Raw genomic sequence first — 14,252 nt, 5'->3', positions numbered from 1 at the left:
GGCTCAGACTTTTTCCTGCGTGTATTTCTTTAGCTCCGTCCGGGCGACCTGCCGCCGATGCACCGCGTCCGGGCCATCGGCCAAGCGTAGCGTCCGCACATGAGTCCAGGCGGCGGCCAGCGGCGTGTCCTGACTGATACCTTGCGCGCCGAACATCTGCGCGGCCTCATCGATCACCTTGAGCGCCACGCGCGGCGCGATCACCTTGATTTGCGAAATCCAGGGGGCTGCAGCCCGCGCATCCCCCTGATCCATGTACCACGCCGCCTTGAGGCAGAGCAGGCGCGCCATCTCGATCTCCATCCGGCATTCAGCGATGATGTCGTAATTCGCGCCAAGCTGCGCCAGTCGCTTGCCGAACGCCTCGCGTTGCAGCGACCGCCTGCACATCTGTTCCAGCGCGGTCTCCGCCTGCCCGATGGCACGCATGCAATGGTGGATGCGGCCCGGCCCAAGACGGCCTTGCGCGATCTCGAAGCCACGCCCCTCGCCCAGCAGGATGTTCTCGACTGGAACCCGCACATTGGTGAATCGGATATGCATATGCCCGTGCGGCGCATCGTCATGACCGTAGACCTGCATGGGCCGCAGCACCTCGATCCCTGCAGTGTTCGCAGGCACCACGATCATCGAATGGCGCTGATGCTTGGGAGTGTCATCATCCCCTGTGCGCACCATCACGATATAGACCCGGCAACGCGGATCGCCCGCGCCCGAGGCCCACCATTTCTCGCCATTCAGCACATATTCCGCCCCGTCCCGCACACAGGACATCGAGATATTGGTGGCATCAGACGAGGCCACATCCGGCTCGGTCATCAGATAGGCGGACCGTATCTCTCCCTCCAGAAGCGGCGCCAGCCACTCGGATTTCATGGCCTCGGTGCCATAACGTTCAAAGACTTCCATATTGCCGGTATCGGGCGCCGAGCAGTTGAACACCTCGGCCCCCAGCGGGGTCTTGCCCATCTCTTCGGCGAAATAGGCGTATTCAACGGTGGTCAGGCCGACCCCCCGGTCACTGTCGGTCAGCCAGAAATTCCACAACCCCGCCGCCTTGGCCTTTGCCTTTAACCCTTCAAGGATCTCGGTCTGCCGGTCAGTGTATTGCCAACGGTCGCCCTTGGCCACTTCCCCCTGATATTCCTCCTCCAGCGGCATGACCTCATCACGGATCATCGCGCTCACCCGGTCCAGAAGCGCGCGGTGTTCGTCCCGCATCCCAAAGCTCATTGTCATGACATGTCTCCTTCGCCGGGATCACCGGACTTTACGTTTGACCGGAGGATGACTTAGCTGGGCAGCAGAAGTCCAGTTGGGTGACGATACGTCACCGCTATTTCTGAAAGGACCTTTGATGGCGCTGTTGATCAATGTTGGCCATGACGGATGGATGGGAGATGATGAGATTGCCAAAATCCTGAGTGCGCATACCCCGACATCGGATGTACGCACGCTGGCTGATCCCGGCGATCTTAGCGAGGTGAGCATGCTGGCCGTCTCGCGGCTGGACCCGGATCTGCCGCACCGCCTGCCCAACCTGCAACTGGTGCAGAAACTGGGTGCCGGCGTGGAAACCATCGTGCGCCACCCGGCGCTGCCCGATCACGTCCGGGTTACCCGGCTGAAGCCAGAGGCCCCCGCCCGCGAGATTGCCGAATGGTTCCTGACCTATATCCTGAACGCCCAGCGGCAGGGCGATCGCTATCGCCGCCAGCAGACGCAGGCGGACTGGTCGCCGGTCGCGCCGCTGATCACGACACAGACACAGGTGGGCGTATTGGGGCTGGGCCATATCGGTGGCTATACGGCACGGCTGCTGGATCAACTGGGGTTTCAGGTCCATGGTTGGAGCCGGTCGCCGAAATCCCTACCCGGTGTAACCTGCCACCACGGCTATGACGCGCTTCCCGCGCTTTTAGGCCGCTGCGACCATATCTGCGCCATCCTGCCCAGCACGCCCGAAACCGAAGGGCTGATCGATGCGCGCATGCTTGCCGCCATGAAACCGGGCAGCCAGTTGCTCAATGCCGGGCGCGGCGATCTGATCGACGAGGCCGAGCTGTTGCAGGCGCTGGATAGGGGCACACCCGGCCTTGCGGTTCTGGATGTGGTCAGCCAGGAACCCTTGCCCGCCAACAGCCCGCTATGGTCACACCCGAAACTCACCCTCACACCGCATGTGTCCGGCTGGCATCTTGGGGACGCGCTGAAAGATGTGGCGGAAAACCTGCGCCGCCTGAGCGCAGGCGAGGATCTGTTGCACGAGGTCGACCGCGCACGCGGCTATTGAGAACAGGGCACAACGCCCGCCACAAGCGGCAGCGCCTGTCCGCAAGGACAGGCCAGCAAAAGAGCGGCGGGCCCGCGGCCCGCCTCAATGTGAAAACAGCCCGATCCCCCAGCGAAAAGCTGAACAGTCAGGCGATAAAGGCGTTATAGGTGGCCTCGTCCATATAGTCGTCTATCGGCGACATGTCGGACACTTTCAGCTTGAAGAACCATCCGGCCCCGGTCGGGTCCTCATTGACCTTGCCCGGCTCGTCGGCCAGCGCCTCGTTGACCTCAACAACCTCGCCATCCAGTGGCGCAAGGATGTCGGACGCGGCCTTGACGCTCTCGATCACCACAATCTCGTCATCCTTGGCCACATCAGAGCCGATCTCGGGCAGCTCGACAAAGACGATATCACCCAGTTGTTCGGCGGCATGGGCCGTGATGCCCACGGTCACCACATCCTCCTCGACGATCAGCCATTCATGTTCTTCGGTATATTTCATGCTGTCTTCCCTCGACCTAGCACTTGTCCCTGGCGCCCCAATCGGCATGCCAAAGCCTAGGACCGCCTGCGCCGCAAGCGCAAGCGTTCAATGCATCGACCTTCGGCGGAGGTTATCGGCGCGGGACCCAACCGGGTCAGGGCACAAGCAGCCATCTGCCATCCGCTTGCCGGCACATGCGGCTGCGAATCTGTACGGGCTGTTCGGCACCCTTGGGATGCGCCTGCTGACTGAGGAACCCGCAATTGTCGCGCATTTCCTCCAAGGTGACTGAGCCCTTGGATTTGGTCGCCGGATTTTCCCATGCCACGGTCTTTCCAACCTGCGGTACACCATTCACAACCAGCTTACCCATGGCTTGCCGCATCAGCTGAAAATCCTCGGGCGACAACCCGCTTTCGGCGATGATACGCGACAGGGGTTTTGCTTGCGACGTGACGGCAAGCCCCGCCAAAGCAAAACTCAGACAAAGCGTTAGAAAAATCTGTTTCATGGCAGGCTCGCGATAAAATTGTGTTGCAGTCATGCTCGCATGGACCGCAGGGCTCGTCTAGGGTCACGACCCAAATTCACCGACGGGGTCGACCCGTGCCATTTTGGACGCCACGCGCGCAGATTGATCTGCGGGGGCTTCCCATAAGATGAAAAATTTGGTGTGGTTCAACGAGATGTCGCATCCACGGAGATGAGTTATGAAAATTCGCGCTGCCCTTTTGGTCACTCCCATTTTGCTTGGCCTTGGTGCTTGCAGCGATCCGTTCGCCTTGTCGGGGGGGCCGAACGCCTATCCCAGCAAGAATGTCTCGGTCATGAGCCGGACCTGGGCGGTGCGGCAGGTGTCCGATAACCCGGTGGTCTACCGGGCCACGCGCGACATGAACAACCTTAACCCGTTTGGCCAGCCCGCGCGCCCGCGTCCGGTTCAGGCCAGCGCCGCGATCCGGCAGGCGACGGGATGCCGGGTTCTGGGCAACACGATGTATGAAAACATCTCGGGCCAGTTCTTTGCCCAGGTGCAATGCCCGGCGGCTCCGGCCTCTTAACCGCCTAACCAGCTAAATTGTATCAATATTGCGGCTGTCGTTGAGCTGCCCGTCAAGCGCTGGCATATCTGCGGCATGAGACTCGCGATCAACGGATTTGGCCGCATCGGCCGCACCATTCTGCGCCAGATACTGGCCTTGCCCGCCGACGCGGGCATCGAATTGCTGGGCGTCAACGACATCGCCCCGCTGGGGGCCTGCGCCTATCTGTTCCAGTATGACAGCACCTTCGGCCCCTATCCCGGCCGAGTCGAAACCGCGCCCGAGACGCTGGTGGTAGACGGGCGGTACATTCCCTTCACCCATAGCGACGACCTGAAACGGATCGATCTGTCGGGCGTTGATGTTCTACTGGATTGCACCGGTGTTGCGCGCTCCTCCGATGTGGCGCGGCGCGGTCTGGATGCGGGCGCGCGCAAGGTGCTGATTTCCGGCCCCTCGCCGGCTGCAGAGTTGACGGTTGTTCTGGGCGCCAACGAGGATCAACTGGGCGATGCGCGGATCGTGTCGAACGCGTCCTGCACCACCAACGGGCTGGCGCCGCTGATCAAGGTGATCCACGGCATTGCCGGGATCGAGACGGCGCATATGACGACGATCCATTGCTACACCAACAGCCAGCCCATGGTCGACGCCCCGCGCGGCAATCTGGCCCGCTCGCGCGCCGGAGCGCTGTCAATGGTGCCCACCACCACCAGCGCCACGCATCTGGTGAACGAGGTCCTGCCGGAACTGGCCGGGCGTATCAGCGGGGCCGCCGTTCGCGTGCCCAGCGCCAGCGTCTCGGCGGTCGATCTGGTTATTCAACTGGCGCAGGACTGCCGCGAAGACGCGTTCGTCAGCGCCCTGCGTGCCGCGATCGACGCCTCGCCCATCCTGGGCTGGACCGATCAACCACTGGTCTCTTCGGATCTGCGCGCAAGACCCGAGTCGCTGGTGCTCGCAGGCCCAGAGACCCGGATGACCGGACCGCGCCAGGTGCGCGTCTTTGGCTGGTACGACAATGAATGGGGCTTTTCCGCGCGGATGCTGGATGTGGCCCGGCTGATGGCCTGAGCGGCCCGCAGCCGGGCTTACCGTTTACCGCCGCCCTTGCGCATCGGTGCCGCCATCCCACCGGCGTTGCCTGCGGCAGCCCGACGCGCACGGTTCTTCTTGCTCGACGGTTTGCCGATGGGGGGTTTGGGCCCGCGCGGACGATCCCCTTTGCCATCGCTCCGCTTGGATCCACCTGCCGGTCTGCGGGGTTTGGCAGGCTCGACCACAACCGCTTCGGGCGGTTGCGCCGCTATGGGTTTCGGGCCCTTCCGGTGTCCGGGTTTCGCGCCCGGTTTGGGCTTTTTCACGCGTGGTTTCGGATCGTCATTCCAATCCACCGGCGTGGTGGTGCCCGGCGTTTTGCCTTTGGCTTGTGGTCCCGCGTCGCGCGGTTTGCGGGGTTTGGACCCAGAGTGTTTGTCGTGTCGCGGAGCGCGATCCAGCTTCGGCGGGGTGGCCAGCCGGGTCAACAACGCCCCGCCTTCCAGCACCATTTCGGACCCGATTGCCGTCAGGAAACCCTGAACCGCGCCTTCGCGCATTTCGATCAGCGATTCCTTGGGCTGAATGCGGATAGCCCCAACATCCTCGCGCGAGATTTTGCCCCGCTTGCACAGCATCGGCAGCAACCGTCGCGGCTCAGCCCCCGCGTCACGCCCGCCGTCCAGCGAGAACCAGACGCTGGGACCAAAGGGCGCGCGCGGTTTGGGGGCTTCGCCGATATCGGACAGCTCCTCGGGCGCGGAATGGCGTTCGCGATAGAGCCTGAGATAGGCCGCCGCGATCTGTTGGGCGGTAAACGCCTGGGTCAGGGTCGTGACCATATCCTGGTCCGACTCCTCAACCGGCATTTGCCAGTCCGGGTTGGCCAGCAAACGCTCCTCATCCATCGCAGACACCGCCTCGGCGGAGGGTGCTTCATCCCACTCTGCGGTCAGTTTCGCCCAGCCTAGCAGGCGTTGCGCCTTTTTCTGCGCGGCGGGCGGCACAATCAGCGCGCTGACGCCCTTGCGCCCGGCCCGGCCGGTGCGGCCCGAGCGATGCAGCAGCGTTTCCTGATTGCTGGGCAGTTCCGCATGGATCACCAGATCGAGATTTGGCAGGTCGATTCCGCGCGCCGCAACATCGGTCGCGACGCACACCCGCGCCCGCCCGTCGCGCATGGCCTGCAAGGCATGGGTACGCTCGGTCTGCGACAGCTCTCCAGACAGGGCAACGACGGAAAATCCACGGTTGGACAGGCGCGTGGTCAGCCTGTTGACCATCGCGCGGGTGTTGCAGAAGACAATCGCGTTGGGCGCCTCATAGTAACGAAGCACGTTGATGATCGCATTCTCGCCATCACGCGCGGACACTTTGAAGGCCCGATAGTCAATATCGGCATGCTGCTTTGATCCGCTGGTGGTGGCGATGCGGATCGCGTCCCGCTGATAGCTCTTGGCGAGCTTCGCAATGGCCGGGGGCACCGTGGCCGAAAACAGCAGCGTCTGCCGCTCGGCCGGGGCGTTTTCCAGAATGAACTCCAGATCCTCGCGAAAGCCAAGATCCAGCATCTCATCCGCTTCGTCCAGCACCACCGCCTTGAGCGCGCTCAGATCAATCGAGCCGCGCATGATATGGTCGCGCAGACGTCCGGGCGTGGCGACAACGATATGGCTGCCGCGTGCCAGCGCGCGCCGCTCGTCACGCATATCCATGCCACCCACGGTCGAGGTCACGATGGCGCGCGTGTTCTCAAAGAGCCACCCCAACTCCCGCTTGACCTGCAGGGCCAGTTCCCGCGTCGGCGCAATCACCAGCGCCAGCGGCGCATCCGCAGGATCAAACACGTCGCCCTCGCCCAGAAGGCCCGGCGCGATGGCCAGACCAAAGCCCAGCGTCTTGCCTGACCCGGTCTGGGCCGAGACCAGCAGGTCCTGCCCGATGGCTTCAGGTGCCGTCACCGCCTCTTGCACAGCGGTAAGGGTGGTATATCCACGCGCGTCCAGCGCATCAGCGAGAGTCTTCTTCACAGCCGTTCCATCTTCTTGTTGTAAACAGTTCTGGAGGCTCGAAGTCGCGGCACCGGCCAACAAAGGCGCGCGTGTAGACCTTTGCACCGGGCATGTACAGGGCTTGTTGCGGCGAGAAGCGCGAAAATGGCGCGCCCATGTCGGATTTTCAGCGGTTTATGCCTGTTTGTGCGCCGGACGCATGGCGGCCATTCCGTCTGGGGCGTGCCTCAGGTCAACAGCCTCAGTCAATCGAGACTGCCATAGCACCTAACCTTCGGGTGACTGGCGTGACGGCCTGTACCCGCCTAGGATGAGACATCCGTATCCTGTTCCGGGACTTTCATGCCATGCTCACCATCACCGGCCTCAGCCATATCTGCATCAATGTCGATGATATCGACAGCGCGCTTGCCTATTATCAGGACTTGCTCGGCGCCGAGCCGCTACAGATCTTCCCCCATTTCCGAAACAAAGGCTTCGCCAAAAGCGCGGGCTTTGGCGAGGGTTGGGACAGGGTCGATGTCTCGATCGCCTTCATGGCGCTGCCCGCCAATGCGATGACGCTGGAACTGATGGAGTATCACGCGCCCGCAGGCCAATCGCTTGACTATGACCTGGCCACGACTGACCGCCGCCGTGTCGGACATGTCGCACTCAAGGTTTCAGGCATCGATGCCGCCTTTGCCCATGTTCAGGCGCAGCCCGACACGCGGATGATCTCGCAAGCTCCGGACTATCGCCCCGAGCGGATCAGCCCGACAACCCCAGCCGATTTCCGCTTTTTCGATGCGGCGGTCGAGGCGGATGCCGCGCAAAAACAGGCCACCGCCGATATCATCAGCGGCATCCGATATTTCTATTTCGTCGATCGTTACGGCATACAGTGGGAATGCGAGGAAGGGCATCACGATATCGGCGATCCGACCGAGTGACCGCCGATATCGGCCCGCAGAACCCCCATTTCGTGGGGCCATGGTCACATAAACCCAATAGAAAGTGTCTGCGGGCAGAAAATACCTTTCCGATACGCGCCCCGCATGTGTTAACTGGTGAACAAGCACGGTGCCATTCGGGTGGGCAAACCGTCGGAACATTGAGGCAATTCGGAGCCGGCCATGACAGGTCTCGGTAAGTGGAAAGCAGTGAAACGCGGCTGCATGATGGCCTGCGTGATGCTATCGCCTTCCATGCTCTGGGCGCTGGAAACCGGGCTTTCGGCCCCCGGTGCCTCCGAGGAGTTGCGCGAGAAGCTGGAAGAGGGTTCATCGGTTCTGAACGCTGAGGCGCGCGGTCTGGACACCCCGCTAGAATTGCTGTCGGCGGCCCTGGCGGATTACCGGACACTGGTGCAAATCCTTTATGATGCCGGGTATTTCAGTCCGGTTGTGAACATCCGCCTCGACGGTCAGGAAGCGGCGGATATCGATCCACTGAACACGCCCGGCGCGGTGCAGTCGGTCAATATCTCGGTCAAGACCGGCCCGTCCTTCACCTTTGGCGCGGCGGAAATCGCGCCGCTGGCGCGCGGCACCGAACTGCCGGAAAATTTCGCGCCCGGTCGCCCTGCCAGCACCGGCACCATTCAGCAGGCGGCCACCGCCGCCGTGCAGGGCTGGCGCGATGTCGGCCACCCCAAGGCCGCGATCGGCGATCAAAAGATCACCGCAAGGCACACGCAGGCGCGTCTCGATGCGCAGATCGATGTGGCCCAGGGGCAGAGGCTGACCTTCGGCACATTGCACATCAAGGGCGATACCCGCGTCAGGCCCGAGTCGATCTACCGGATCGCAGGCTTTCCCACCGGCGAGATCTATTCCCCCGCGCAGGTCCAGCAGGTCGGAACCCGGCTGCGCCGCACCGGGACCTTCAGCAGCGTCCGGATCACCGAATACGAAACCGCAAACCCCGATGGCAGCCTCGATTTCGATGCAACCTTCGAGGATATGCCGCCAAGACGGCTGAGCTTCGGGGTCGAGCTGTCGTCAAACCAGGGCCTCGACCTGAGCCTTGCCTGGTATCATCGCAACGTGTTCCGCCGCGCCGCACGCTTCAAGTTCGAGGCAGCGCTGCGCAATATTGGCGGCGACGAGGATATCGACGGGCGCATCGGTATGCGGCTGGACATGCCCGACCGGCTGGGTCCGGATGACAGCATGTTCTATCTGGCTCAGTGGGAGAGGCGCAATCGCGAGCACTATGACATCTCGACCCTGCTGCTGGGCGTAGGTGCACGGCGGGTGTTCTCGCCCGCGCTTTTTGCCGAAGCCTATGTCGCTGTAAGCGACGCCAAGGCCGACGACGCCTTTGGCGATGACCGGCCCTTCCGCTATCTGCTGGTGCCGTTCCGGGCCGAATGGGACCGGCGGGACAACAAGGTCAACCCCACGCGCGGCTTCTTTCTGGATGGGCGCTTCACCCCGCTGATCGGTATTTCCGGCACCGAAACTGCCGCGCAGCTTTATGGTGATGGGCGCACCTATTTCGATGTCGCCTCGAATGGCAATCTGGTGCTGGCCGGTCGCGTTCAAGTCGGATCGGTCGGCGGCCCGGCCTTGAACAAGGTATCCCCGGAATATCTGTTCTTCTCCGGTGGTGCCGGCACCGTGCGCGGGCAACCTTATGAAAGCCTCGGCATTCCGGTTGGCGACGAGGTTGCAGGGGGCAAATCGTTTCTGGGCCTCTCTGCCGAGGTCCGGGGCCGCGTGACCGAGAGCATCTCGCTGGTGGGGTTCTACGATTATGGCATGGTCGGTGCCGATGCCATTGTCACGGGTGACTCGGAAAGTCACTCTGGTGCCGGGATCGGGGTACGCTATGATCTGGGCGGGTTCGGCCCGCTGCGGGTTGACCTGGCGGTTCCGGTCAGCGGTGATACCGGTGACGGGCTGCAATTCTATATCGGGATCGGACAGGCGTTTTGATCAGATCAGCTCCATATGCCGTGGCAGTCACACTCTGCCTCAGCCAGGTCCCTGCCCCGGCGGTGGCGCAGGAAGAAACCGGCGGGCTGCTGGTCGATTTTCTTGAGGATACGCTGTCAGGCGATGGCCGTTACCTGAAAGTGGTGGGTCTGGAAGGCGCCCTCAGCTCGCGAGCGACCATACAGGAAATCACCGTCTCGGATGATGACGGCGTCTGGCTGACCATCAAGAATGCGGAACTGGACTGGAACCGGCTAGGCCTGCTGCGCGGGCGGTTCTCGGTCAATACGCTATCCGCCGAAGAGATCGACATCGCGCGCAAGCCCGAACCCATTGAACAGGACACTCCGCCGCCCGATCCGGGTGCCTCGACCTTTCAGGTGCCGGAACTGCCGGTGGCGGTAAATATCGAAGAGCTGCGCGTTGACAAGCTAAGCCTGGGCGAGCCGCTGATCGGGCGCGCGGCGGTGCTGGAGGTCAACGGCAACCTGTCGCTGGCTGATGGTACGCTGGACACCAACCTGGAGGTCACACGCCAGGACCGTCCCGGCGACAGCGTCAAACTGACCGCTGGCTATGTCAATTCCAGCACCCAGATCACGCTGGATCTGCAGGTGGTTGAGGATGCGGGCGGGATTATCTCGACCGCTTTGAACCTGCCCGATTCACCGCCCCTGCTGCTTACCGCCAAAGGCGAAGGCCCAGTGGATGATTTCACCGCCGATATCGGCCTGACCAGCGACGACACGGAACGAGTCTCGGGTCAGGTGCGGCTGCGGGGCGTTCCGACCCCGGATGCCGAGGATGAGACCAGCATTTCCTTTGCGGCCGATGTGGGGGGCGATCTGACGCCATTCCTGCAACCCCGGTTCGATCCGTTTTTCGGCACCGATACGCGGCTCGTGGTGGATGGCCGCAGCGACCCGGATGGTGGGCTAACGATTTCCGAGCTGGACCTGACCTCGGAAGCCTTGCGCCTTGAAGGTGAAGTGGAACGCGCGGGCGACGGTGTGTGGGAAAAGCTGGCCATTCAGGGTCGCATCACCCCACCGGATGGCAATGCGGTCGTGCTGCCGGTCGCCAATCCGGTCACCCAGTTGGAGGCGGCGGAGTTTTCGCTGCTGCTGGACGCGGCAAGCGGTGAGGGCTGGTACCTCAACCTGAGCGCCAACGCGGTCTCGACTCCGGACATGTCGCTGGATCAGTTGAAACTCGGCGCGCAGGGCGAACTGAACCAGACTGGCAGCAAGGAACTGACCGGTGATCTGCAGGCCGCGCTGAACGGGCTGAGCTTCAGCGATCCGGCACTGGCAGAGGCGGCAGGCGACACGATCACGCTGGACGGGTTCTTTGACCTGCTGGGTGATGGCGAGCTGAAACTGTCCGAGTTCGAGCTGATCAGCGGCGATGTCACCGCGCAGGCGGATGTGGACATCAAGGGGCTGAACAGCGGCTTCGAGATGGATGGCAACGTGATGCTGGATGCTTCCGACCTGTCGCGGTTTTCTGGCGTGGCGGGCCGTGATCTGGCCGGGTCGGTGATGGCCAGCCTGGACGGCACCGGCGCGCCCTTGGGGGGCAGTTTCGATTTTGTGCTGACCGCCGATGGCACCGGCCTGAAAAGCGGCATGGGCGAGGTCGACCCGCTGCTCGATGGCCCGGTCTCCATCACGCTCGACGCGCTGCGCGACACGGATGGGTTGACGGTTCGCGAATTCACCCTGACCGGCGAGACGTTATCGGTCGAAGCCGCCGCCAATCTGACCGGGTCGGAGGGCGATTTCAGCGGTGACGGACGCGCCAAGGTGGCCGCCGAAGACCTGTCGCTGTTCTCGAAACTGGCCCAGCGCGATCTGGCGGGGACGATCAACGCCGAGATCGAAGGCAGCGGGGCCATCAAGGACAAGCATTTCGACATTCAGATGAGTGCGACTGGCCGGGACCTGAAAAGCGGGCTGTCACAGGTCGATCCGCTGCTGAGCGGCGACACCAGCATCCAGTTGGACGCAAAGAATGACAGCGACGGCCTGACACTGCGGGATTTCAAGATCGATGGCCGCAGCTTTTCGGCTGAAGCGACGGGCATGGCGACCGGGATCGACAGCGGTGACTATGCCGTCTCGGAGGCGGATGTGAACCTCTCTGCCAAAGACCTGTCGATCTTTTCCGATCTGGCGGGACGGGAGTTGGCGGGGAGTTTGACGGCAGCGCTCAAAGGCAGCGGCGCGCTGAAGGTTCGCAGCTTTGACATTCAGGCGCAGGCTTCCGGCAGAGACCTCAAAAGCGGCATGGACCAGATCGACCCGTTGATCGCGGGCGACCTTAAGATCACCATCGACGCTGCAAACGCGGATGACACGCTGACCATCCGCGATTTCGATGTGACCGGCAAAACGCTTAAGGCCAGCGGAGCAGTGACCGTTTCGGGGATCGAGGCACAAGAGTATGCGGCCAATGGCAACATCAAAGCCAGCGCCTCTGATCTGTCGCTATTCTCGGATCTGGCGCAGCGCGATCTGGGCGGCTCGGTAGCCGTGACGCTTGGCGGTTCGGGCGCGGTGGCGGATGAGACTTTCGATATTCAGCTCAGTCTTGACGCGCAGAATCTGCGCAGCGGCATCGAACAGCTCGACAAGCTGATCACCGGTCGCACCACGCTGAAAGCGGATGCTGCCAAGACCGACGCGGGTCTGAACATCCGCGATTTCGACCTCGCCGCAACGGCAATTTCGGCGCAGGCCAGCGGCACCCTGCAGGAAGCTGGCGGCAAGCTGACATTTTCGGCCGCACTTGATGATATCAGCCGGATCACAACGCTCAGCAGTGGAGAGATGAAACTGCAGGGCGATGTGGCGCGCACCGGATCCGGGTTTGACGGTGTTGTGCAACTGAACGGCCCGGCCTCGTCTTTTGCCAAGCTTGACGGGTCGGCCGAGTTGAACGGCAATGCCGATTTCGACTTCGAGGCCAGGCTTGACCAGGTCGAACGGCTGATACCCGATTTCCCCGGCTCGCTCACCGCCAATGGCAATGCGCGTCGCGACAATGGTGTCTGGACCATCGATGGTCAGGCCACCGGCCCGGCGGATGTGTCCACGACGCTCAAGGGTACCTTTGACGAAGCCAGCGGCGATGCCGATCTGGCGGCCAAGGGTCAGGTCAATATCGGTATCGCCAACAATTTCATCTCGCCCAACAAGATCGAAGGCACCGCGCAATTCGACCTCGCCCTCAAGGGGCAACCGGCGCTTGATGTGTTGAGCGGTACGATTTCGACCAACGGTGCGGCACTGGCGATCCCCGGTGCGCGCCAGACGCTGACCGGCATCAATGGCACCGTGACGATGGCCAACAGCACCGCGACCGTTGCCATGAATGCGGCCATCCGCACCGGCGGCAACATTCAGGTCAACGGGCCCATTCAACTGACACCGCCGCTCAACACCGACATCAATATCGCGCTCAATCAGCTGGTGCTGACCGACAACCTGCTCTACGAAACCTCGGCCAATGGCCAGATCGCCATCACTGGCGCGCTGGCGGGCAACAACGCGATCGCCGGGCGGATTGATATTGGCGAGACCAATATCAACCTCAACGCCGCCACCGGGTCGGCCAGTGCCGCCCCGATCCCCGACATGACACATGTGGGTGAATCCCCTGCGGTTTACCAAACGCTGAAGAATGCCGGTCTGATCAAGCAGGACGAAGAGGAAGGGCGCAGCGATTCGACAACGTCCCTGAATATCGACATCGTGGTTCCCAACAAGTTGTTCGTGCGCGGGCGCGGGCTGAATGCGGAACTGGGCGGGGCGATCAATATCGGCGGAACCACAGCCAATGTCTCGCCCTCGGGTCAGATCGAGCTGATCCGAGGCAATCTGGACCTGCTGGGACGGCGCCTGGAACTGACAAAGGGCATTGTCGCGCTGCAGGGCAATCTGGACCCCTATATCGAGTTCGAATCCACCTCCACAACCTCGGATGGTCAGGCGACGCTGGAAATCTCTGGGCCGCTCGATCTGCCCGAAATCCAGGTCTATTCCGATCCCGAGCGCCCCCCCGAAGAGGCCTTGGCGATGCTGCTCTTCGGCAATCGCTTTTCGGAACTGTCGCCGCTGGTCGTGGCGCAGATGGCGGCCTCGCTGGCGCAGCTGAGCGGTGCCGGTGGCGATGCAACGAAAGGTGTGCGCGATAGCACCGGGCTGAGCAATATCGACATCGGCGCCAACGAAGGCGGCGGCGGTCGTTTCGGCGCGGGCGCTTATCTGAGCGATGAGCTTTATACCGACTTCACGGTTAATACCGAAGGCGAGACCGAAGTGAACCTTAACCTGGATGTGACCGACAACATCACGCTGAAAGGCAGCGTGGACAATACGGGCAGCACCGGGATCGGCGTGTTTTTTGAACGTGACTATTGACCGGCAAGGCGTGGTGCCAACCCATCGCGCGCAACCGCATACAGAAGGAACG

10 protein-coding genes are annotated in these 14,252 nt (G+C 62.5%); 6 read left to right on the top strand and 4 right to left on the bottom strand.

What is annotated here, in order from left to right; genetic code table 11:
* Window positions 1-3: 3 nt before the first annotated feature.
* Complete coding sequence (locus tag Q5Y75_RS15685; RefSeq protein WP_306199123.1) at window positions 4-1,239, bottom strand: acyl-CoA dehydrogenase family protein; 1,236 nt, start codon at window positions 1,237-1,239, stop codon at window positions 4-6.
* 118 nt (window positions 1,240-1,357) lie between these two features.
* On the opposite strand from Q5Y75_RS15685, the gene Q5Y75_RS15680 reads away from it, so the two are divergent.
* The gene (locus Q5Y75_RS15680; RefSeq protein ID WP_306199121.1) at window positions 1,358-2,293 is read left to right on the top strand and encodes a 2-hydroxyacid dehydrogenase; all 936 of its coding nucleotides are present in this window, start codon (window positions 1,358-1,360) and stop codon (window positions 2,291-2,293) included.
* Window positions 2,294-2,420: 127 nt separating this feature from the next.
* On the opposite strand, the gene gcvH is transcribed toward Q5Y75_RS15680, so the two are convergent.
* Window positions 2,421-2,780 (bottom strand): glycine cleavage system protein GcvH, encoded by a 360-nt coding sequence (gene gcvH / locus Q5Y75_RS15675; RefSeq protein ID WP_306199119.1) that lies wholly within the window; start codon window positions 2,778-2,780, stop codon window positions 2,421-2,423.
* Between the two features lie 136 nt (window positions 2,781-2,916).
* A complete protein-coding gene (locus Q5Y75_RS15670) occupies window positions 2,917-3,273 on the bottom strand; it encodes a hypothetical protein (protein ID WP_306199118.1) in 357 nt (118 codons plus the stop codon).
* A gap of 199 nt (window positions 3,274-3,472) precedes the next feature.
* Here Q5Y75_RS15670 and Q5Y75_RS15665 point away from each other — a divergent pair, with 199 nt between their 5' ends.
* Together Q5Y75_RS15665 and Q5Y75_RS15660 are read left to right on the top strand one after the other, a co-directional pair.
* Window positions 3,473-3,823 carry a hypothetical protein gene (locus tag Q5Y75_RS15665; RefSeq protein WP_306199116.1) on the top strand — a complete coding sequence of 117 codons (351 nt, stop codon included), beginning with the start codon at window positions 3,473-3,475 and terminating at the stop codon, window positions 3,821-3,823.
* 75 nt (window positions 3,824-3,898) lie between these two features.
* A complete protein-coding gene (locus Q5Y75_RS15660) occupies window positions 3,899-4,879 on the top strand; it encodes a type I glyceraldehyde-3-phosphate dehydrogenase (protein ID WP_306199115.1) in 981 nt (326 codons plus the stop codon).
* Between the two features lie 17 nt (window positions 4,880-4,896).
* Here the strand turns inward: Q5Y75_RS15660 and Q5Y75_RS15655 are convergent, their stop codons facing one another.
* On the bottom strand, window positions 4,897-6,873 hold the full coding sequence (locus tag Q5Y75_RS15655; RefSeq protein ID WP_306199113.1) for a DEAD/DEAH box helicase: 1,977 nt from the start codon (window positions 6,871-6,873) through the stop codon (window positions 4,897-4,899).
* Between the two features lie 329 nt (window positions 6,874-7,202).
* Between Q5Y75_RS15655 and Q5Y75_RS15650 the strand changes: the two genes are divergently transcribed.
* The 3 genes from Q5Y75_RS15650 (at window position 7,203) to Q5Y75_RS15640 (ending at window position 14,200) form a co-directional block, all read left to right on the top strand.
* Window positions 7,203-7,787, top strand: coding sequence for a VOC family protein (locus Q5Y75_RS15650; RefSeq protein WP_306199111.1), 585 nt, complete (start codon window positions 7,203-7,205; stop codon window positions 7,785-7,787).
* Between the two features lie 183 nt (window positions 7,788-7,970).
* Complete coding sequence (locus Q5Y75_RS15645; RefSeq protein WP_306199110.1) at window positions 7,971-9,776, top strand: autotransporter assembly complex protein TamA; 1,806 nt, start codon at window positions 7,971-7,973, stop codon at window positions 9,774-9,776.
* Complete coding sequence (locus tag Q5Y75_RS15640; RefSeq protein WP_306199108.1) at window positions 9,773-14,200, top strand: translocation/assembly module TamB domain-containing protein; 4,428 nt, start codon at window positions 9,773-9,775, stop codon at window positions 14,198-14,200. The genes Q5Y75_RS15645 and Q5Y75_RS15640 overlap by 4 nt, the downstream gene beginning before the upstream one ends.
* The last annotated feature ends 52 nt before the right edge of the window (window positions 14,201-14,252 follow it).

The organism is Ruegeria discodermiae, from assembly GCF_030758345.1.
Lineage (GTDB): Bacteria > Pseudomonadota > Alphaproteobacteria > Rhodobacterales > Rhodobacteraceae > Ruegeria_C.
This window is presented reverse-complemented; position numbering and strand designations above follow the sequence as displayed.